Below are 21,568 nucleotides of genomic sequence, written 5' to 3'. Positions count from 1 at the left end.
CATTGCCTGCTTGCGTGCGTTCTGCGCGTAAGTCTGCCTGCGCATGGGTGGTTCTTTTCGAGCATTAAGGAGAGAACCAGATGGTTGCAGGTAACGCAATAAATTTTCTGGAACTGAAGACGGCGAACCTTGGATTTCCACGCATGGGTCGGCAGCGTGAGTTGAAGTTTGCGCTGGAGGGTTATTGGGCGGGCAAGCGGACGGAGGGCGAACTGCTGGAGGTTACGAGGCGGCTTCGCGCGGAGCACTGGCAGTTGCAGCGCGCGGCGGGGATTGATTTTATTCCTTCGAATGATTTTTCGCTGTATGACCAGGTGCTGGACATGTTGGTGCTGCTGGGGGTTACTCCGAAGCGGTTTGGCACTGGACAGGTCACGCTAGAGCGCTATTTTGCCATGGCGCGCAACAGCCGCAAGCAGACAGCGATGGAGATGACGAAGTGGTTTGATACGAACTACCACTACCTTGTGCCGGAGTGGAGTGAGGGGCTTTCGTTTGTAGTGGATATGACGAAGCTATTGAACGAAGTGCGTGAGGCTCGGGAGCTGGGAATTGAGACGAGGCCGGTGCTGATTGGTCCGCTGACGCTGTTGCTGCTGGGGAAGGATGTGGCGGATGGGTTCGATTCTCTGTCGCTTGCGGACAGGCTGATTGAGGCTTACGGCACGGTGCTGGCACGGCTGGCGGAAGAGAAAGTGGAGTGGGTGCAGATCGATGAGCCGGTGCTGGCTACCGATCTGTCGGTGGGTGCGGCTGAGGTTTTTCGCAGGACTTATGCGGCATTCGCGAAGGTGCCGGTGAAGCTGATGCTGACGACTTACTTTGAGCGGCTGGCGGAGAATCTACCGCTGACTATTGAGGCGGATACTGCGGGATTGCATATTGACGTGGTGCGGGCGCCGCAGCAGTTGGATGAAACGGTTGCCGCACTGAAGCCGCATCAGGTGCTGAGCGTGGGTTGCGTGGAGGGGCGGAATATCTGGCTGACGAGCTTTGCAGAGGCTTCGGAGATGTTGGTGAAGACTGTGGAGAAGCTTGGCGCGGAACGTGTGTTGGTGGCGCCTTCGTGCTCGCTGTTGCATGTGCCGCATGATCTGTGCGGAGAGACGAAGCTTTCTCCACGGCTGAAGAGCTGGCTGCGGTTTGCGGAGGAGAAGCTTGGTGAGGTTGTTGCGCTGGCGAGTGGTGATGCGGATGCCGCGCGGGCGAATGCGGCGGCGATTGCGGATCGAGAGACTGCAGAGACATCTGTGAATGCGAAGGTGCGGACACAGATTGATGGTTTGCGTAAAGGAGATTTCGCACGGGCTGCTGTTTACAACGAACGCGCCGGAGTGCAGCGGGATGCGCTGGGGCTGCCCCTGTTTCCGACGACGACGATTGGGTCTTTTCCGCAGACGGCTGAGGTGCGGAAGCATCGTGCGGCGTTCAAGCAGGGACATGAGACGGCTGAGGCGTACGAAGAATTTCTGCAGAAGGCGACGGAAAGCTGCATTCGCGAGCAGGAGGCGATTGGGCTGGATGTGCTGGTGCATGGGGAGTTTGAGCGCAACGACATGGTGGAGTATTTTGCGGAGTTTCTTGATGGCTTTGCGTTTACGGAGAATGGCTGGGTGCAGAGCTATGGCTCGCGCTGCGTGAAGCCGCCGGTGATTTTTGGCGATGTTTCGCGACCGGAGCCGATGACGGTGCGATGGAGCAAGTATGCGCAGTCGCTTACTGACAGGCCGATGAAGGGCATGCTGACGGGGCCGATCACGATTCTGCAGTGGTCGTTTGTGCGGAATGATATTCCGCGGCAGCAGACGGCCTGGCAGATCGCGCTGGCGCTGCGTGAAGAGGTGAACGACCTGGAGGCTGCAGGGATCCGGGTGATTCAGGTGGACGAGCCTGCGCTGCGCGAGGGTTTGCCGTTGCGGCACAGGGATTGGGATGGGTATCTCGACTGGGCTGTGAAGGCGTTTCGGCTGGCGACTAGCGGCGTGCGCAACGAGATGCAGATTCACACGCATATGTGCTACTGCGAGTTTGAAGATGTGCTGCCGTCGATTGCGGCGCTGGATGCGGACGTGATCTCGATGGAGTCGGCGCGTTCGCGGATGAAGCTGCTGGACGCGTTTGGCGCGCATGGGTATCCGAACGAGATTGGACCGGGGGTGTATGACATTCATTCGCCGCGTGTGCCGGATGCGGAGGAGATGCATGCACTGCTGAAGCTGGCGGTGCAGGTGTTGCGGCCGGAGCAGGTGTGGGTGAATCCGGACTGCGGGTTGAAGACGCGAGGATGGCCGGAGACTGTGGCGGCGCTGAGGAATATGTGCGAGGCTGCGGGGCGGCTTCGTTCGGAAATGACTGCGTAGATAAAAACGAGACACGGATATTGAAGTTTGAGAGAGATTTTGCCGGAGTCGTTGCTGTTTCGCTTTTGGATTGGGCGGAACGGCAGGCTTCGGCACTTTTTTGTTGCGCTGATAGGCTGGGAGAAGCGATTGCTGACTAGATTACGGGAGATGGGATGGTACGGAACTGGGTGGTCACGCTGTTGGGGCGTGAGGATGTGGGTGGGGCGGAGAATGATGCCCACCGGATCATGAAAGAGCAGGGTTTGGAGTTTGACCATGGATTTACGCCAGAGCGGATTCCCGATGCGAGCTATACGCATGTGCGGCTGCATGGGTATGGCAGCGGGGTCGATGCGGAGGCGATGCGGGTTGAGTTGGCGCGCGTGGCTGAGGACAGGCAGGTGGACGTGGTTTTGCAGCCGGAGAGCGAGCTGAAGCGGGAGCGGCGGCTGTTTGTGTTTGATATGGACTCGACGCTGATTCAAGGGGAGACGATTGATGAGCTGGCACGGCTGGCGGGGGTTGGCGAAAAAGTCGCCGCGATAACGACTTCCGCGATGCGAGGTGAGATTGATTTTCAGGAGAGTTTTCGGCGGAGGGTGCGGCTGCTGAAGGGATTGCGTGAGACGGAGATTGTGAAGGTGATAGATCGGCTGCCGTTGATGGATGGTGCGGAGCGGCTGTTTCGAGAACTGAAGGTGCGAGGGAAAAAGACCGCCGTGTTTTCAGGGGGGTTTGTGTTTTTGGGGCGGCTGGTGCAGGAGCGGCTGGGGATTGATTATCTGGAAGCGAATGTGCTGGATGTGGCTGATGGGGTCGTGACGGGCGAGGTGCGCGGGGCGATTGTGGATGGTGCGCGGAAACGGGCGTTGCTGGAAGAGGTTTCTGGACGCGAAGGGATTGCGCTGGACGACGCAGTCGCGGTGGGCGATGGAGCGAACGATCTGCCAATGCTGCGGATCGCGGGGGTTGGCGTGGCTTTCCACGCGAAGCCGGTGGTGCGGGCCGAGGCTCGGGTTGCGATGACGCATGTGGGTCTGGATGGGTTGCTGGAGATTGTGAACTAAAATTTCCTGCGGTTATTGAGTTGCGAAAGAGCATGGCTGGCAATGAAACTGGCTGGTCATGTATTTACGCCTATATTCAACAGCGCTCTTTTGTTTCTGCTTCGCAACGTCACTGCCTGCTGCTGCGACCAATCTGGTGAGCGGCAATGGTTTTGGATTTGCGGTGGTCTCGCCGCAGGGTGGGACGATCAGCAAGTTCTATGCACATCCGTATAGCTTTCTGCGGCCTGATCCTAAGAATGCTCTTGGCGAAGGTGTGGAGACTGCGAACTTTCTGAAGAGTCTTCGCTGGGACGGTACTGGTAAAGCTGCCGCGGAATATAAGGACGACTCACAGATTATTGAGATTCGCGGCGATGCCGGGAGGGGATATGTGTATATGCCCTTTGGGTTGCATCATGCCGCGCTGGTGGTTAGCTGGCTTCCGAACTCTTCGAAGCAGATTGCAGGCGGTTGGAGGGTGGAATGGAACCGGCCGGTGAGTGCTCGCAGAGAGGTACAGATTGATGGCGCGCAAGTCGAGGTGCTGCGATTCGATGGAATTGAGGAATCGCTGGTGGCGTTGCCGCTTGGAGCGAAAGTGGCAGGTGCGGGATCAGTCGATGATCTTGCGGGGCATGCTGGATGGATTCTGCTTTCGATTGAAAACGAGAATGAGTTGGATGAAGCCGTGCGTGAGGTGAACGCATGGCGCGCGGGGTTGAGGCCGGAACAGCTTGTCACGCGCGAGGTTACGGAGGTGGAGCGCTGGCGTGTAAAGCCTGCGGTTACATTCACTGGAGACAAGGAGCGGCATCTGTGGCGGCAGAGTGAGGTGATGCTGCGTATGGCACAGAGCCGGGAGCCTGATCATACCGGACGTTATGGCAATGGACTTATCGTTGCTAGTTTGCCGGATGGGGTTTGGTTTACTCCGTGGGTGCGGGATATGGCGTATGCCACAGTGGCGCTGGCGAGGATGGGGCACAGGGATGAGGCACGGGCTGCGCTGCTGGCTTACTTTCAGGCGCGTCCGACGGGCAAGATGCGGAACGAGACGAGAGGCGCCGATTATCAGATCTCTGTGGTGCGGTATTTCGGGGATGGCGAGGAAGAGCCATTTTTCACGATGGAGGGCGCTACCAATATTGAATTCGATGATTGGGGCGAGGTTTTGTGGGCGCTGGGCGAGTATCTGAAACGATATGACGATCCTGGGTTGCTGCAAACTGCTACCTATCGGGGAAAGCTGTATGAGAGCGCGCGGGATTATGTGGTGAAGCCGCTGCTGGCGAATTTTGATTCGTATGGATCGGGATCGATTGTGGCTGAGGACACTTCGATATGGGAGGAGCACCAGAAGGACCAGAAGCATTTTGCGTTTTCGACGGCGGCGGCGATTGTGGGGCTGAAGAATTTTGCCGAGATTGCGCGGATGGCGGGAGACGAGGCTGCACGCGCGGACGTGCTGAAGCATGTGGCGCAGTTGCAGACGGGCTTTGACGCGGCCTTTATCCGTGGCGGAAGGCTGCACGGAACGCTGGAAGAGGGCGAGAAGAACGATATTGATGGGGCGCTATTGGCGATTATCCATCTTGGCGTGGTGAATGATCCGGCAGTGATTCGGGACACCGTGGCGAGGATGGAACTGCTGAAGGTCGCTTCAGGCGGCTATCGCAGGGTACGGAGTAATTACACGGACCCGAAGATTTTTGAGTACTGGTATGAACGCCAGGAGTTTCTGTTTGTCGATATCAGCCTTGCGGAGGTTTACCGGTCGCTGGGACACAGGGATGAGGCTGCTGCGATGATGCGGCGCATCGAGGACAAGGCTGCTGAGGATCACGACATTATTCCAGAGATGTATGTGGCGCTGCCGTGCGATCTGTTTCCGGGGAAGATTGGTGATCCTACGGGAGCGCGGCCGATGGCGGGGTATGGGGCGGGGGCTTTCCTTCTGGATTTGCTGGATCGGGAGAAGTACGAAGCAAAACATTAATCGCTATAGCATGCGCTGCATGATGAGCAGACGCAGCCATTCGCCGAACTTGTTGCCTGCTTCCGGCAGCAGGCCCACTTCTCTGAATCCGAGCGAGGCATGCAAGGAAACCGACGGGACATTGATGCCGCAAATGCAGGCGACCATGGAGTGGCAGCCTCTGGCCTGGCACTCGGAAATGAGCTGCGATAACAGGCGAGTACCGACGTGGTGGCCGATGCAGTCGGGGCGAACATAGATGGAGTCTTCGACGGTGAAGCGATAGCCTTCGCGGGGACGGAACTGCGAGGCGTAGCAATATCCGACGATGTAGCTTTCGAGCTCCGCAACGAGATATGGCAGACCTCGATCCAGGACGGATCGCCATCTTCGATACATCTCAGCTTCATCAGGAGGAGTGATTTCAAAGGTGGCGGTACTGGTGGCTACGAACTGGGCGTAAATTGCCGTGATGTGGGGGATATCGGCGGGGGTCGCAGGGCGAATCAGGCAATGCGATGTGGTTGCGTCCTCAGGCTCTGCGCTCGCGATGCTGCTGTTGGCCATTTGCGGGATTCAGCGGACCTTAGAGCGAGTTGCATATCTCTGGTTGTCTGCCGCCATGCTCTCTCCATTCCTAAGTACATGCTGAACTACGTAAAGAAGAGCTAGAGAACGGGACAGGATTCGCAAAGAGCTATGAGTTGTATCGCTTCTGGTGCCAGAGCCAGGCGGTGCGGAGGATGTTGTCGATGTCGGGGTAATTGGGTTTCCAGCCTAGTTCGGCGATGGCTTTGTCGCTGGCCGCTATCAGGAAGGCAGGGTCGCCGGCGCGGCGGGGATGGATCTCTGCCGGGATTGGGTGACCGGTGACACGGCGGGCGGCGTCAATGACCTGCTTGACGGTGAATCCGGAGCCATTGCCGAGGTTGTAGATGAGGCGGGATTGCGCGGCAGCTGGGGTTTCGAGGGCCTTGAGTGCGAGCAGGTGGGCATCGGCGAGGTCGGCGACGTGGATATAGTCGCGGACGCAGGTGCCGTCTTCGGTTGGGTAGTCGTCGCCGAAGATTTTGATGGATTCGCGGCGCCCGAGGGCGACATCGAGGATGAGAGGGATGAGGTGGGACTCGGGCTCGTGGTCTTCGCCGCGCAAGACGACGCCGCTGCCTGGGCCTCCCTGCTCGGGTGCACCGGCAACGTTGAAATAGCGCAGCGAGGCAGAGCGGAGGCCGTGGATACGGTGGAACCAACTGAGGATGTGCTCGGTGAGGAGTTTGGATTCGCCATAGGCGTTCGTGGGGCGGAGTGCAGCCGTTTCCCGAATTGGAACAGTTTCGGGCTCTCCGTAGACGGCGGCGGTGGAGCTGAAAACGATACGTTTCGGGCCGGCGGCGAGGATTGCTTCCAGAAGAGCCAGGGTTGACGCTGTATTATTCCTGAAATAAATTTCAGGTTTATTCATCGATTCGCCGGCTTCGATCAGGGCGGCGAAATGGAGAACGGAATCAAAGGGCTGGCCGGAGGCGGAAGCGTCGCGGAAAAGGGCTTCGATGCGGGGCCGGTCGGCGATATCGGTCTCAACAAAGTCAACACCGTTGGGAACCTGATTCCGGCGTGCGTGGCACAGGTTGTCGACAACGGTAACCTGGTGCCCCTGGCTCAAGAGGAGGGATGCTACCGTTCCCCCGACGTACCCGGCGCCGCCGGTGACCATGATCTTCATAAAATTTTTGCCCTTTGGACCTGCTTTTGAGATAAGTTTAAACTAATACACAGGCTGAACAGACTTGGTTATAAACCGGTTACACTGTTCTAAGACCGTCTCCCAGACGGCGGGCCGCAGCAAAATGTGTTGTTTTCACGGTGAGGGACATCGACAACCGCGGAAAAGAAGTTGTTGATGAAGTAACCTTAGACGCCGATTACCGAGGTGTCTGGCTTATTGTCTTGGCCAGGAAGTTCGCACCGAGGTGTTGGTGTCTGGACGATGAACGATTCAGGCTTTCGTTCGTCTGACATTCAGGCGATCCGAGCAATTCTGGACGGATTTTGCATGAGTTTGCAGATGAGATGTAAGCAGAAAACAACTCAATTGCACTGCGCGGAACCACACGAGAAACCTCGGAGCTCCGCAGGGCCCTAAAAACTCCGCCCGGCGAGCGGACAATAACACGAGGAAGTTGCATCGAATCACAGAGGCGGAGCACAAAAATCTGTGTCTGAGCACAGGACGGCATAAGCTGCCTGCATGTTTCCCGTTAGGGATGGCTACGGACCAGGACGTCTTTCATTTTTTTGCAAATCGGTTATAACCGCGGCCAGCCACCGCGATTTGAGGACAGAAAAATATGCCATCGACTTCATATGCTGGACGGACACACTTCGGATTGCTTCCCGAGCCGGAGAGAAATCCTGCATCTTTTGTGACTAGCACGATACTGAACGTTTCACTTTTGGCCCTTTTGCTGGTCGTGGGAAGTTTTGCCCACCATGCAATTGAGGTGCGGAAGATGGAGTCGACGCAGATTGTATTTCCAGTAACGCCTCCACCTGAGATCAAGGTGAAGACACCACCGATGCCGAAAGTGAAGGTTCCTCCGCCACCCGAGCCGAAGCTGGCAAAGCTTGACCTGCCTAAGATCAACGTCCCGAAGGCAGAGCCCCGGCCCGCGATCAAGCAGATGGTAATTAAAGAGACTCCCGCAATGCCTAAGGTTGAAGCAGCGAAGCCGCAGGTGATACTTGCGCCTCAACCTAAGGCTGCGCTGGCCGCGGCGGCTGCTCCGGCTCTTGAGCCCCAGCAGCACCCCTCAGTTGCGGCAGTGCATCTTGGGGACCTCAATGGGGTACGTCCGAATCCAAATGCGGCACGGCCAGCGACGGTTGCAGCTCTCGGCAATCCTTATGGAGGAATGCAGGGCAATGCGGAGGCTCCGCGCGGCGTTGTTGGATCGACAGGGTTCGGAAATGGCGTGAGGTCCGGATCGAATGCGGGCACGGTAGGCAGAGTTGCTTCCGCCGGCATTCCGGGAGGCAATGGCACGGCGCAGCAGGGCGCATATGGAAACGGTGCTCACGTAGGATCCGCCGGCATTCCTGGAACCTCTTCGACACCGGGCTCAAGCGGTTCCGCAATGATGTCGGCTGAACCGAAGACGACTCCGCCGGTGTTGTTGAGCCACGCCGAGCCTGAGTACACATCTGAGGCGAAGCAATTAAAAATTCAGGGGGATGTAGTACTGCGTGTAACGATCACCACCGACGGACGGATGGTGGTGCACCACGTCATTCATGGTCTGGGCCATGGACTGGACGAATCTGCCATGCGGTCGGCGCCGAGCTATCGGTTTAAGCCCGCAACGCAGAACGGCCATGCTGTGGACTACGAAACGAACATCATTATCAAGTTCCAGACCGCATAACCGCTGCTATACGCACTTGTGACGTATTCGACGAGATAACACACGAAGCAAGCCGCAAGCCCCGAAGCCTCTTAGAATGGCAGGTGAAGGCGGCCAAGCACGAACAGACGATTTTCACCTTAGGAGCCTGCAATGAAGTTGTTGAAGTATTCCCTCCCCCTACTGGCCCTGACTTTAGGTGTGCCAATTGCGCAAGCGAAGAAGCAACCGAAGTATGAACAGGCGCACCAACTCACTGCCGACCAGGCTGCTCTGGTAGAAAAAGCAATCGCCCGCGAGAAGGTAGTCATCAAGAACATTCAGCAGCGCACGCCGCTGGTGGAGACCTACATTCAGGAGATGCGCCCCGACGACAAGCTGTATCAGGTGCCGACTTCGGACACGTACATGCTGAACCGGGTGGATTTCCGCAAGGCTTTTACCGATAAGCCGTACGAGGCACGGAGCGCTTCGAAGCACGGATTCTTCAAGGGCTCTCTGTCAGCATTTACCAACATCGGCAAGGCCCTGCATCTGGATAAGGAAACCTTTAACTCCAACGGCTTTACGCAGATGATGTTTGTCGATCCGACAGGATTCGACCAGCAACACTATGTGTTCAGCTATGTGCGGCGCGAGTTCCTGGGATCGGTTCGTACATGGGAGTTTGACGTACACCCGCGTGATTCGGTGAAGGGGTATGGCCGGTTCTTTGGCCGCGTCTGGATCGAGGATCAGGACGGAAACATTGTCCGCTTCAATGGAACTTACACAGAGAGCCAAAGCGAGGACAACAACAAGGAGTACTTCCACTTTGACAGCTGGCGCATGAACATGCAGCCGGACCTGTGGCTGCCGGTGGCGATCTATGTGGAAGAGTCGCAGCGCATCGAAGGCGGCAAGATGGTTGGCCTGCGCGCGCAGACGCACTTCTGGGGCTACTCGCTGACACTGCCGACGCGCGACAGCGAAAATGTTTCGGTGCAGGTAGAAGGTGCGGTTGACCAGAGCGGCCAATCGCAGGATGTGACTCCGCTGCAGGCGACACGCGAGTGGGTGCAGCAGGCTGAGAACAACGTGATCGACCGGTTGGTGCAGGCTGGTTTGCTGGCTCCGCCGAGCGACTTTGACAAGACGCTGGAACAGATTGTTGTAAACCTGGCGGTACCGAACAATCTCAACTTCCCTGACCCGATTCATTGCCGCATTCTGCTGACAACGACAGTGGAAGCGACGACGATCGGCAACACGATCCTGATCAGCAAGGGACTGATCGATACACTGCCGAATGAAGAGTCGATCGCAGCGGTGGTAGCGATGGAGCTTGCGCACGTGGCGCTGGGACATCACATCGATACACGCTATGCGTTCAACGATCGCCTGCTCTTCCCGGATGAGGCTTCGTTCCAGCGGATCAAGATGAACCACACGGACGAGGACAACTTCCAGGCAGCGAAGCTGGCAACCCAGTACATGCAGAACTCGATGTACAAGGACAAGATTGCGAATGCAGGTCTTTACTTTGTGCAGCTCGAGGATCGCGACAAGGCGTTGAAGCAGCTCAACTCGCCGAAGCTGGGCGACTCGATGCTGAAGGCAGACGGCACACCATGGCTGGCGGATATTGCGAAGACGGCTCCGAAGCTGGATCAGGACAACACAGCACAAGTGGCCGCGCTGCCGCTGGGAAGCTGGCTGAAGACTGATCCGTGGGACGACAAGGAGTACATGTTGAACGCGAAGCGGTATGCTCCGATGAATGCCCGCGACAAAATGCCGTTTGAGGTGACGCCGGTGTACTACAGGCTACAGCGTTACGAGGACGCGCAGAAGAATACGCCAGCTCAGCCAGGCACCGCTCCTGCCCCAGGTAACGGGCAGCCGGGCGCAAACCCGACAGGCACCAACTAATCGCATATTCTCCACTCCAGACATCACGACGTCTGGAGTGGGGAATTTCAACAGGGATCTACTTCGATTTCATTCATGGCCGGGGTTCCGAACGCTGGGATACGATCTCAGGGTTCTGGAATATCCCGGCTATACTTTTGAGAGCGCCTGATACTTTCTCCCCTGAAGGGCGTCATACTCCTGCGAAGTCTGGAATGTGCATGTTGCTTAGAAGATACCGTTTTGCTTTTTTCCTGATCAGTGTTGTGTTTTGTGGATTGGCTGCTCAGCAGGTGCGAGGCCAGGTTGTGCCCGCAGCGGTTAAGGGCTCTTTGTCGCTGACTGCCGGCGGCTTTGTTTCGGTATTTCAACCGGACTATGTGGATTACAAGCTGGGCGGTGTCGGAGGATATGTCGATCTGAATATCTTTCGTGGCTATGGCATCGAAGCCGAGGGACGCTGGCAGCACTTTCATGAGTATTACGGCATAAGCCAGGACAACTACCTGATCGGTCCGCGGAAAAAGATCTTTCATTTCTGGAAGGCGCAGCCGTATGTGAAGGTGCTGGGTGGGTTCAGCAATATGAACTTTGGACCGGGCATCGGGACAGGGCGTTTTAACACAATCGCATTTGGCGGTGGAACGGATATTCGACTGGACCGGCGCTGGAGCGTGCGCGGTGACTTCGAATATCAATGGTGGCCGGATTTTCTTGGAGATCGACTGAATCCCTATGGCGTGAGCGTGGGGATGAACTACCGGATTTTCTGATAGAGATCAGGGGTCAGAGAACTCTTGCCGGATGGAGCATCGGCACAGGCGCGATGTCTGCGGACTCGCTGTTGTTACTTAGCGATTATGTCGATGGCGATGGGGATGGTACGCGGAGGCAGGCAAAGCTCATTGCTGCAAGCCTGATAGCGTAGCGAGGCTTGCAAGAGATGGTCGCCTTTGGGGGCAACAATCTCGGTGTGGATCGTGAACTCGCCGGTATAGACGCTGAGCTTTTGGCCGGGATCGTTTGGATATGTAAACGGTTCGCCATGCGGATAATCGGCCTTTGCGAGCTTGACAGCGGAATCTTCAGGAAATTTCAGAGTTGTGGGGATGAGAGCCTCTTCGGCTGGCGTGTGCGAGTTAACATGCAGGCCTGCAGCTACCTTGAAATGCAGATCCACGGTGGCTGGCTTGCCAGCGGGAATGGTGATCTGCTCGGGAAAGAGATAGGAAACGGACTGCGGAGCCTTCGACTGTTTTGGGAGATTGTCGAAGGGAGATTGCGCAGTCGCGACGAGACCGGCGAGAGCTACGCTGAGCATCAAAGCCGAACTACGAAGAATCATCATGGCGGTTCTCCTGCTTCCCTTCTCTTAGTTAACTTTTCCTACTTTGTTTCTCCTACTTCGCTTCTCCGAGGGCCTTGCGGATGTTGTTTTCGAGATCGTCTTTTGAGGTGAGGCCGAAGGTGACGTTGGTGATTTCGCCTTCTCGGTTGATGAAGAAAGAGGTCGGGAAGACGTCAGGATCACCGTAGGATTTAGCGATGCTGTCGCCGTCGAGTAAGACGGGATAATGAATCCCAAGCTGATCGGCGGCCTTGGCGATGTCTACTTTCTCCTTAGCGAGAAGCTTGGTATCGTCCTGATCCAGATCGTCAAAGGATACGCCGAGGATTTCGAAGCCTTGGGGCGAATATTGCTTTTCAAGGTCGACGAGCCAGGGGGTTTCGATCTTGCAGGGTGCGCACCAGGTGGCCCAGAAGTTTAGCTGGATGGCTTTGCCTTTGTAATCGGCGAGAGAGACCTTTTTGCCCTGGAGATTGGTCAAGGTGAAGCTGGGGGCCGCTTTACCGACCATGGGAGAAGCCAGGTGTCCCACACCGGCTGCATCGGAAACGAGGTTAGCCTGATCCTGCTGAGCCTGAACCTGGAGTGCGGCGTGTACACGGTTCAGATGATTGGCCCATCCGGCGAACCCCAGAAGCGCCAGGACAAAAACGACTGCAGAGATGACAATAACGTTGCGTTTCAAATGCGTGGATCCCCCGTGCTTATTGTAAGGCGCTGTGCTTTAGATGATTCCGTTCCAACGGGGGTTACAGGTTCTGGTCGTCAAACTGCTACCATCGGAAGCGCATGGAAGCTAAAGGGAATGCACCGGATGGTATCACTCCGGCGGAGCTGGTGAGGACGGAAGCGCGGGCGCTTGAGGCACTGGCCGAGCGGCTGGATGGGGCGTCTGGATTGATGGCCAAGGATTTTGGCAGGGCCATTGAGCTAGTGGTGCGGTGCGGCGAGGGGCGCGGGCGAGTTGTCGTTACGGGCATGGGCAAGAGCGGGATCATTGCGCAGAAGATTGCTGCGACGCTCAGCTCAACCGGATCGCCGGCGCTGTTTCTGCATCCGGCTGAAGCGGTGCATGGAGATCTGGGCGTGCTGATGCCGGGAGATGTGGTAATTGCGCTTTCGGCGAGCGGGGAGACGGAAGAGATTCTGCGGTTGCTGGCTACGCTGAAGCGCAAAGGTGATGCGCTGATTTCTTTCTGCTGCAATTTGGGCTCGACGCTGGCGGCGGCGAGCGATGTGGTGTTGGATTGCTCGGTGGAGCGCGAGGCTTGCGGGATGAATCTGGCACCGACGGCCTCTACGACGGCGATGCTGGCGCTGGGGGATGCGCTGGCGGTGGCGGTTTCGCTGCGCAAAGGATTCAGGGCTGAGGATTTTGCGGAGCTGCATCCGGGCGGGAAACTGGGGAAGAAGCTGAAGCTGGTGCGTGAGCTGATGCATGCGGGTGAGGCGGTACCGGTAGTGGCTGCTTCTACGGCGATGACGGATGTGATTTATGAGATGAGCCGGAAGAAGCTGGGGCTGACGACGGTGCAGCAAGATAGAAAGCTGCTGGGTGTGATTTCGGATGGGGATCTGCGGCGGTTGCTGGAGCGCGAGGGTGGTGCTGCGCTAGCGATGACTGCGGAACAGGCGATGAATCGAGCGCCGAAGACGATTGCGGCGGGCGAGTTGGCGGCGCGGGCGCTGGCGGTGTTGGAGGAGAAGAAGATTACTTCGCTGGTGGTGGTGGATGATGCGGGGCGCGTGGAGGGTGTGCTGCATCTGCATGATCTTTGGGGAATGGAGTTGATTTGAAACCAGGTCATGACGAGACATGTCTGCAGTGGAGCACTTAGAATCCGAAGTTTCCGGCGATGAAAAAACTAGATGTTCTAGTGGCGAGAAGGGCGTTTATCGGTACCAGCCTCGCTCGAATGCTCCGAGCTCCGGCTCAATGAGTGCTTCGGCCTGATATCGCCAATTGAGGATGGGGATTCCAGCATCGAGCAGCGGCTGCTGACGGCTCTCCAACCAGTTCAAGCAATTGCCTTCGATTTCTCCGGTGTGCCTGCTGCAAGCTCGCCGATCTGGTCGAGATTGACACCCGCTGTCTCGATGCGGAAAAACCAGGTCACGACGGCTCCAAGGATCGAACTGATAATCAGGCCATAGAGCAACATCCGCGTTCCGATCACGTCAAGCAGGATCGGAAACAGGAACGCAGTCGCAACGGCGCCGATCTTGGCAAAGGCTGCGGCAAAGCCTGCGCCTGCGCCTCGGATAGCAGTCGGAAAGACCTCGCCGGCCAGCAGGTAAGTCTGTGCATTGGGGCCAAGGTTGGTCATGAATTGGAAGAGCATAAAGCCGATGAAAATCAGCGCGACCTTGAGGCCGCCGGTCGCGTCGACTGACAGCGAAGCGATCAGCAGACCTACAGCACAGCCGATGAAGCCGATAATCTGCAAGCGGATCCGGCCCATCTTGTCCGCCAGCATCACGGCAAAGACAATGCCGATAATCAGCAGAATCGTGATCATGGCGTCGCCCTTGGCGCCCTCTGTAGCATTGGCGATCAGATCGCTCATGCTCCGCACATGTTCTGCCTTGTGCCCGAACGCCGTGGCCAGAATGGTTGGCGCAAAGATGCCGATGCCATATGTGCTCAGATCCTGCAGAAACCATGGCACAGACGCAAGAATAGTGGCGCGCCGGTAGCGCTTCTGAAACAAAGAGAAGAACGATCCGCCGCCATGCCCATGTTCCCCTGGAGCCGCCTTTTGCAACAGCACCACGTTCTGCGGATATTGTGGGGTGCGCACCAGCAGCCGTTGGGCGGCCGCAGTGGCGCGCTCGGTGGAGCCTTTGGAATGCAGCCAGTTAGCGCTTTCGGTGATGTAGAAACGAGCCACCGTAACGACCAGCGCGGGCACAACCGCTGTGGCAAACATCCAACGCCATGCATTGAGATTCGAAACGACAGTCAGCACCGCGTAGCCCACGGCCGCTCCAGCCACAGCACCGACCGCCTGGAATGCGAAGGCACCCAGGACCAGCTTGCCGCGGCTGGTACTGGGAATGTTCTCGGAGATGATCATGTGCGCCGTCGGGTAGTCGCAGCCGAGCGCCAGCCCGAGTCCAAAGAGGCAGAACACCAATGAGGTAAAGCTAGTGCAAAAGACGGCCGCGCCAAGGAATGCTGTAAAGATGATCATCTCCACAATAAACATCGATTTGCGGCCGAATTGGTCCGACAGAGTACCCAGGCCGACGGCTCCGACGAGAATGCCGCACAGGCTCGCAGCAGTCACCAGTCCACGCTGCGCGGGGCCGATTTCGAATTGGCGCGCGATGAGCGGCAAGGCCACGCCGGTCATGAAAACGACGAAGCCTTCGAAAAACTTACCCGCCGCGGCCAGCATCCAGATCAGCCGCTGCATGCTGGTCATGGGCGTGGAGGGAAGGCGCGTGCCATCGGGCCAGACCGGCAGTTCGTCAATGTAGTCCTGCACGGTGCGGGGTTGGTGCGCCGCGGAATCGGTAACAGTCGGCATGAGCAATGTCCTCTACGGTTACTTGCATCAACCTAGTGAATTTTCGTGATTTGCAATTCGCTGCGAGCGCGGATCGATGTCGGCAGGGCGATGAAATGCACCGGTTTTAGCAAGGTGTCCGCACTGCCGCCTTGCGGCGAGATGCACCAGAGCAGGAAGTTGGCGATCGCCTGCGCACTCTGCTGGTTCGACTGTTGCTCTGCGACCATGGCGTATTCGTAATTGATCAACGGATAGGAATTGACGCCGGGCGCGAAGACCAGCGTCAGGCGTTCGTCGGCAGGTGTGCGTGGCGTCAATTCCGCAGCGGCTGCCGTGACCGTTGCCGGCGTAGGAAGCAGAAACTTTCCGTCCTGATTCTCAAGCATCGCGGTGATCAGACCAGCCTTCGCCGCATCGTCCTGGAAGCTGCCACCAACATAGCCAACCGCATAGGGCGTTCGAGCAACGGTCTGCACCATCCCTTGATTGCCGGTTGCAGTCAGTTCGCCCGATACCGACGGCCAATTCGCCGTTGTGCCATAGCCAACCGTGTTTCCCCAGGAATTGTGCGTATCTTCAGCGGAAAAGCTCAGAAATTGCGTGAAGATGAAGGTGTCGCCCGAGCTTTCGGCGCGCCGAACGGGCACGATGGCATGGCGCGGAAGGCTGACTCCGGGATTCAGTTCGGCAATGGGGTTTGCATTCCATTCGCGGATGGCTCCAGAATAGATGCCGGCCAGCACCGGTCCGCTGAGTTTGAGCTCGCGACCGCGCAGTTCAGGCAGATTCACCTGCACTGTTTGCGCCGAGATTGCGATGGGGATGTTGAGTATCTGAGGATTGGCCATCGCCTCGTTGTCGGACATGTATGCGTCCGATGTCCCGATCTGTACCTGTTTTGCGATGGCCTGAGCGATACCCGCTCCAGATCCGGTGGCGCCGGCCGTCATGTGCACGGCAGGATCGACTTTCGCATACGCATCGATCCAGGCCCTGAACAGCGGATAGATCAAGGTCGATCCCGTTTCCGCAATGGTCGTCCCCGTCGCTTGCGCTATCGCAATCGGCAAAGCTACCAACCCAACAGCTATCGCGGCGATGTACCCAGTTCTATAAATGGCGCTCTTGCGGCAAGCACTCATGCGACCACTCCTTTTCGGATATGAAAGATCGGTTGGCTTGCAGAGGACGAGGACTTGCGAAGTGCGAGATCACAGTACAGACTGCATGTTACGAGATGATGACATCGTCAAGAGATGCAGTTCGCCGGTTCAATCAATGAGCGGCCTAGATCAATGATTTTGTGTATTCAAATTTAGAGGCAGCTATCGAAATGCACATCATCGCCGAGTCACTTATCGAGCGCAAATTGATACCGACAAGTCGTCTTGCTGGCAGTGGTGGCTGGTTCGAACGACGGCACTCTGTAAATCGAGAGCTTCTATTTGAACCGCCGCCTGAGACTTGAGTCAGACTCAGAACTGACCGAGGTGGACGCGGACTACGGAGGGTTCTTTGGCGTGGAACTGCAGGCCGCGATCGGTTTCGTCACCATTCCAGAGGCGTAGTTTGTGCCACGTGCCGTTTTCGTAGTAGCCCTGTTCGGCGCTAAGGATTTGCATGCGCTGGCCGGCTAACTTGCCGGGAAGGTGGAAGCTGACGCTGCAGTCGATTCCGGTGACGATGAATTCATCGGGGCCTAGCTGGGCTATTAGGGCTGTGCCGTGGGCGTCTCTGTTGCCCGGTGCGTGGCGGCCGTCGTTCTGGGGGAAGCCGTAGTTGATGGAGGCCTGCCATGGGCCGAAGTCGATCTCCTGCTCTGCCTGACCGTGTTCTTCCACAGAGGTTTTGAGTTTGCCTTCGAAGTTCCACTGGGCGATTTCGCGGCTCATGGGGCCGAGGAGAGCGAAGTTGGCGGCATCAGCCTTGGGCGCTTCGTCGCCGGTGATGTTCCAACCGGTTTGGTCGACGCCGAAGGGCGAGAAGCCGAGTGCGCCGTGGCCGAGGGCGAGGAAGAGGTATTTGGCGTAGTTGTCACTGCGGCCGATCTCGGGAATCCAGAGTGCATTGTCTGGACGGCTGTAGATGCGCATGAGATCGGTAACGAAGCCAGGATCGTCGGAATAGATATCGGGACCGATGAGGTCGAGGGAGGGTGCGAGAGCGCGCCAATAGCCGACATACTTCTGCACAGGTCCGCCGCTGGGATAGCCGACGCCGGGTTGGTCGAGGCGACGCTCGGGGAGTTCGGCAGGTGGGTAGTCGACCCAGACGTTGGCGTAGAGCGGAATGTTGAACTCGGCGCGGCCTGCGGCGGCGATTTCGTTGATGTATTTGGCCTGGTGGTACATCTGGAAGATTTCGTCGGCGTCGCCGGGAAAGACCTGAAGCCAAGTTCCTCCGGAAGCCGTGCCGGGCTGCTTATGGGTGATGGCGAGGAAATCTGCGGGAACTGGTTTCGCGAACTCTGCGTTGGCTTCGGGGCTGTAGTCACGGATGGTGCCGATGCCGCCCGACTCGTTTTCGACCTGGACGGTGATGACGGTGTGGGCTTCGGAGTCGATTTCTTTCAGATGGCGCATGAGGGTGACGAAGGCGGTCTTGTCGGCTTCGAGGTTGTTGCGCGAGTTGGCGGAGAGGACATCCGTCGGGACGCCGTCATTGCGGATCATGCGCGGGTAGCGTTTGGTGTCGGTCTTGATCCATTCGGGGGCATAGTGCATCTGACCATTCTTCCAGGTGCCGAACCAGAGAATGATGAGGCGCAGGTGATGCTCACGTGCGCCGTTGACGAGGGCATCGACATTGGTGAAGTCGAAGTGACCCTGCGTGGGCTCGAACTGCTCCCAGTACACGGGGGCTTCTAGGGTGTTGGCATGCAGGTCGGCCATGGACTGGAAGACTTGTGGCAGTTCGCTCGGCCAGGCGCTGGAATTGTGGATCTGTCCGCCGAGCATAAGGAACGGCTTGCCATCGACGAGGAAGGCGTAGCGGCCATCTTTCTGGATGAACTTGGGCGGCTCTTCGGCGCGTATTGGAAAGGTTGCGAGGCAAGCAAAGAGTAGCGAAGCGGCGAGGATGCGTCGGAGATACGAGGCGCTGGTTGGCATGGTTTTGTGCTCCGGAGAAATGTAATCGTATACATCGGATTGCGCAACTGGTTTGCAGAACTGGCTAGGATTCACATACGTTTACCTCGCCACTTGATGACAACCTACGGTTAGCGATTGCGATAGACTGAGGCAGAATCAGGATTGCTGCACCGAGGCTCCTGGTGGAAGGAGACCGCGCTTTTATGTCGACTACTTCCGCACCTTCGCTACCCTCGCAAAGTGTGCCGCCGGAGCCCGGCGAGTCCGCGGCATCGTTAGCCTCATCGACGTTGCAAGCGAAGAGCCGACCGCGAGTCTTTATAGCCTGGACGAGCTTTGTGTTTGCTTTGCTGCAGAGCCTTTGCACGTTCTTTGCGGCGGCGAATGGGCTGCGGTTTGCGATTGGGCTTGGGGCGCTGGCGTTGACAAGCTGGCAGGCGGCGTTTATTCGCGAGTTTCACTCTTCGTGGTTTCGCAGGCCGATGAATGGAATTGCATTGGCTGGGGCGCTGCTGAATCTGGTGGTGCTGTGGCAGATTCGCCGGCTGCGGGCGCGGCCTGCTGCGCAGTGGCGGACTACTGCGCCGAGCGCAAGAAAGCTGCGCGGCGAGCGGATGCAGTTTTGGTTGTCGGTTGTGACGCTGGTGTTGGTGGGGATTGAGGAGTATCTGCACTTTACGCAGCATGGACGGCTGTGATGCTTTGATTTATCAATCTCCTCATTCTCGAAATTTTTTCAGGAACTGAGACAATGAGCAGCACTACCAGAGTGACTGTTGCCATAGTAGTGGGATGCCTTTTGGGTTTTGCGACTCTTAACATGGAGAGCTTATCCGACATCAGTGCTAACCCAATTCTGGGTGGCATACAAATCAGCTTTGTGACCCTCTTATTTCCAGGTTTGATTGGCTCCATGGCATTCGCAGGCAATGTCCACGCCTTTTCGTTGGGCGTAGCAGGATTCATCAATGCGATCCTCTATTTAGGTCTCGTCTGGATCACCATTGGCATCATCGAGAGATTTCGGCTCAAGCGGAGGAATGCGAAAGTATTACCGGAAGATCCCCTCGGTTAAAATCGAAGATGTTGCTTTAGTGTCCCGCGCCTCCCTATCGCGGGCGGAGAGATCGTACACGCCTTTATGCATCGCTGGTCGAAACTGTTTGTTCCTACATTGCGCGAGGCCCCGGCGGATGCCGAAGTGGCCAGTCACAAATTTCTGCTGCGGGCCGGATATGTTCGGCAAGTCGGTGCGGGGATTTATAGCTATCTCTTCCTTGGGCAGCGGGCGCTGAACAAGGTCATCGCCATTGTGCGCGAGGAGATGGATACGATCGGGCAGGAGTTCTTTTTGCCCGCGATCTTGCCTCGCGAAATATGGGAAGAGAGCGGACGCTGGACGGTGATGGGCGACAATATGTTTCGCCTGAAGGACCGTAAGGGCGCCGATCTGTGCCTGGGCATGACGCATGAGGAGATCATGACGTCGATTGCGCGGAATGAACTGCGCAGCTACAAGCAGTTGCCGCAGATCTGGTACCAGATTCAGACGAAGTTTCGCGATGAGCCGAGGCCTAAGTCGGGGCTGCTGCGGGTGCGGCAGTTCACGATGAAGGATAGCTATTCTTTCGATCTGGATGCAGCGGGACTGGACAAGAGTTTTGATCTGCACGATGTGGTGTACCGGCGCATCTTTACGCGCTGCGGGTTGAAGTTTGTGGCCGTGGACGCGGACTCGGGTGCGATGGGTGGTACGAAGTCGCAGGAATTTATGGTGTACACGGATGCCGGCGAAGACCTCATCGTGAGCTGCCCGGTGTGTGGTTACGCGGCAAATATCGAGAAGGCTACTTCGCTGCTTGGCGCTGTGACAGAGATGGAATCGACGGGCGATGGTACGCCGGAGCTCGAGTACACGCCGGGTTGTGCGGCGATCACGGATGTTGCGGAGTTCTTTAAGATTTCGCCGGCGAGCGATATCAAGTGCGTTGCGTACATGGCGTTGAAGCGCAGCGCCACCAAGGGTAAGCCGGATACGTGGCATGGGCTGGCGGTGTTCCTGCGTGGCGATCACCAGGTGAATGAGACGAAGCTACAGGCTGCAGTGGGAGCCGCTGAGCTGCGGCCGATGGTCGGCGAGGAGCTGGAGAAGTTCATTCACGGACCGGCTGGCTATCTTGGGCCGGTGGGGCTGAAGCATGTGGCTTCTCCGCTTTCGACGAATGAACCGGATGGGCTTACGGTGGTTATCGACAAGGGACTTGAGGGCCGCAGGAACATGGTATGCGGTGCGAACAAAGTGGACTATCACTTGCGCAATGTATGCCCTGGGCGCGATTTCTCGTGGACGCTGAGTGCGGATATTCGCAGCGTAAATGAGGGTGAAGCGTGTCCGACGCCAGGTTGCGCGGGCAAGCTTGTTGTCGGCAAGGCGGTTGAGGTTGGGCACATTTTCAAGCTGGGGTACAAGTACACCGAATCGATGGGCGCGACGGTGCTGGACCCGAACGGCAAGGAAGTGAAGCCGATCATGGGCAGCTATGGTATTGGCATCGAGCGTATTTTGACGGCGGCGATTGAACAGTCGAATGATGCGAATGGGTTCTGGCTGCCGGCGAGCATTGCGCCCTTCACCGTGGTGGTTACGGTCACGAATGTGAGCGATACGCTGCTGCGCGAAACGGGTGAAAAAGTTGCTGCGGAGCTTGAGGCTGCCGGGCTGGATGTCCTTTTGGATGAACGGGATGAGCGTGCTGGTGTGAAGTTCAAGGATGCGGATCTTGTGGGAATTCCATATCGCGTGAATGTTGGCAAGAAGGTTGCAGAGGGTAAGGTGGAATTGGTGACTCGCGCAAAGGCATTGAGCGAAGAAGTACCCCTGGAGGAACTGACCGCACTTTTGAAGCGTCTTACTGTGGAGTAATCGGTCACCCGTCATGGCCGAAGTGAGCGGCTA

Annotated in this window: 18 protein-coding genes; 10 read left to right on the top strand and 8 right to left on the bottom strand. The window is 57.3% G+C overall.

The window, feature by feature from the left end:
• The first annotated feature begins 80 nt into the window (after positions 1 to 80).
• From metE to OHL22_RS24525, 3 genes are all read left to right on the top strand, one after another.
• Positions 81 to 2,360, top strand: coding sequence for a 5-methyltetrahydropteroyltriglutamate--homocysteine S-methyltransferase (metE, locus tag OHL22_RS24535; RefSeq protein ID WP_263342501.1), 2,280 nt, complete (start codon positions 81 to 83; stop codon positions 2,358 to 2,360).
• A 155-nt stretch (positions 2,361 to 2,515) separates the two neighbouring features.
• Complete coding sequence (gene serB, locus OHL22_RS24530) at positions 2,516 to 3,409, top strand: phosphoserine phosphatase SerB (protein ID WP_263342500.1); 894 nt, start codon at positions 2,516 to 2,518, stop codon at positions 3,407 to 3,409.
• Positions 3,410 to 3,467: 58 nt separating this feature from the next.
• Entirely contained in the window at positions 3,468 to 5,387 is a 1,920-nt protein-coding gene (locus OHL22_RS24525; RefSeq protein ID WP_263342499.1) for a glycoside hydrolase family 15 protein, read from the top strand.
• 3 nt (positions 5,388 to 5,390) lie between these two features.
• Here the strand turns inward: OHL22_RS24525 and OHL22_RS24520 are convergent, their stop codons facing one another.
• Entirely contained in the window at positions 5,391 to 5,933 is a 543-nt protein-coding gene (locus OHL22_RS24520) for a GNAT family N-acetyltransferase (RefSeq protein WP_263342498.1), read from the bottom strand.
• A 130-nt stretch (positions 5,934 to 6,063) separates the two neighbouring features.
• A complete protein-coding gene (gene galE, locus OHL22_RS24515; protein WP_263342496.1) occupies positions 6,064 to 7,089 on the bottom strand; it encodes a UDP-glucose 4-epimerase GalE in 1,026 nt (341 codons plus the stop codon).
• 787 nt (positions 7,090 to 7,876) lie between these two features.
• Here galE and OHL22_RS24510 point away from each other — a divergent pair.
• From OHL22_RS24510 to OHL22_RS24500, 3 genes are all read left to right on the top strand, one after another.
• The gene (locus OHL22_RS24510; RefSeq protein WP_263342495.1) at positions 7,877 to 8,788 is read left to right on the top strand and encodes an energy transducer TonB; all 912 of its coding nucleotides are present in this window, start codon (positions 7,877 to 7,879) and stop codon (positions 8,786 to 8,788) included.
• Positions 8,789 to 8,920: 132 nt separating this feature from the next.
• Positions 8,921 to 10,678 carry a M48 family metalloprotease gene (locus tag OHL22_RS24505; RefSeq protein ID WP_263342494.1) on the top strand — a complete coding sequence of 586 codons (1,758 nt, stop codon included), beginning with the start codon at positions 8,921 to 8,923 and terminating at the stop codon, positions 10,676 to 10,678.
• Positions 10,679 to 10,878: 200 nt separating this feature from the next.
• Positions 10,879 to 11,430, top strand: a complete 552-nt coding sequence (locus OHL22_RS24500) for a hypothetical protein (protein ID WP_263342493.1) — start codon at positions 10,879 to 10,881, stop codon at positions 11,428 to 11,430.
• Positions 11,431 to 11,504: 74 nt separating this feature from the next.
• On the opposite strand, the gene OHL22_RS24495 is transcribed toward OHL22_RS24500, so the two are convergent.
• On the bottom strand, positions 11,505 to 12,005 hold the full coding sequence (locus OHL22_RS24495) for a protein-disulfide reductase DsbD N-terminal domain-containing protein (protein WP_263342491.1): 501 nt from the start codon (positions 12,003 to 12,005) through the stop codon (positions 11,505 to 11,507).
• A 52-nt stretch (positions 12,006 to 12,057) separates the two neighbouring features.
• Positions 12,058 to 12,690 carry a TlpA family protein disulfide reductase gene (locus tag OHL22_RS24490; protein WP_263342490.1) on the bottom strand — a complete coding sequence of 211 codons (633 nt, stop codon included), beginning with the start codon at positions 12,688 to 12,690 and terminating at the stop codon, positions 12,058 to 12,060.
• Between the two features lie 104 nt (positions 12,691 to 12,794).
• On the opposite strand from OHL22_RS24490, the gene OHL22_RS24485 reads away from it, so the two are divergent.
• Positions 12,795 to 13,802, top strand: coding sequence for a KpsF/GutQ family sugar-phosphate isomerase (locus tag OHL22_RS24485; RefSeq protein ID WP_263342488.1), 1,008 nt, complete (start codon positions 12,795 to 12,797; stop codon positions 13,800 to 13,802).
• 96 nt (positions 13,803 to 13,898) lie between these two features.
• Here OHL22_RS24485 and OHL22_RS24480 read toward each other — a convergent pair whose 3' ends face one another.
• From OHL22_RS24480 to OHL22_RS24465, 4 genes are all read right to left on the bottom strand, one after another.
• On the bottom strand, positions 13,899 to 14,027 hold the full coding sequence (locus tag OHL22_RS24480; protein ID WP_263342487.1) for a hypothetical protein: 129 nt from the start codon (positions 14,025 to 14,027) through the stop codon (positions 13,899 to 13,901).
• On the bottom strand, positions 14,024 to 15,538 hold the full coding sequence (locus OHL22_RS24475; protein ID WP_263342485.1) for an MFS transporter: 1,515 nt from the start codon (positions 15,536 to 15,538) through the stop codon (positions 14,024 to 14,026). The genes OHL22_RS24480 and OHL22_RS24475 overlap by 4 nt, the downstream gene beginning before the upstream one ends.
• A gap of 32 nt (positions 15,539 to 15,570) precedes the next feature.
• On the bottom strand, positions 15,571 to 16,662 hold the full coding sequence (gene pstS, locus OHL22_RS24470; protein ID WP_263342484.1) for a phosphate ABC transporter substrate-binding protein PstS: 1,092 nt from the start codon (positions 16,660 to 16,662) through the stop codon (positions 15,571 to 15,573).
• Positions 16,663 to 16,995: 333 nt separating this feature from the next.
• Complete coding sequence (locus OHL22_RS24465) at positions 16,996 to 18,630, bottom strand: GH35 family beta-galactosidase (protein WP_263342483.1); 1,635 nt, start codon at positions 18,628 to 18,630, stop codon at positions 16,996 to 16,998.
• A 185-nt stretch (positions 18,631 to 18,815) separates the two neighbouring features.
• On the opposite strand from OHL22_RS24465, the gene OHL22_RS24460 reads away from it, so the two are divergent.
• The 3 genes from OHL22_RS24460 (at position 18,816) to OHL22_RS24450 (ending at position 21,535) form a co-directional block, all read left to right on the top strand.
• Positions 18,816 to 19,310 (top strand): hypothetical protein, encoded by a 495-nt coding sequence (locus tag OHL22_RS24460; protein ID WP_263342481.1) that lies wholly within the window; start codon positions 18,816 to 18,818, stop codon positions 19,308 to 19,310.
• A 53-nt stretch (positions 19,311 to 19,363) separates the two neighbouring features.
• Positions 19,364 to 19,687, top strand: a complete 324-nt coding sequence (locus OHL22_RS24455; protein WP_263342479.1) for a hypothetical protein — start codon at positions 19,364 to 19,366, stop codon at positions 19,685 to 19,687.
• 66 nt (positions 19,688 to 19,753) lie between these two features.
• On the top strand, positions 19,754 to 21,535 hold the full coding sequence (locus OHL22_RS24450; protein ID WP_263342478.1) for a proline--tRNA ligase: 1,782 nt from the start codon (positions 19,754 to 19,756) through the stop codon (positions 21,533 to 21,535).
• Positions 21,536 to 21,568: the final 33 nt, after the last annotated feature.

It is taken from the genome of Acidicapsa dinghuensis (assembly GCF_025685685.1).
Taxonomy (GTDB): domain Bacteria; phylum Acidobacteriota; class Terriglobia; order Terriglobales; family Acidobacteriaceae; genus Acidicapsa; species Acidicapsa dinghuensis.
The sequence above is the reverse complement of the archived record's forward strand: the minus strand, read 5'-3'. Positions and strand labels throughout refer to the sequence as shown.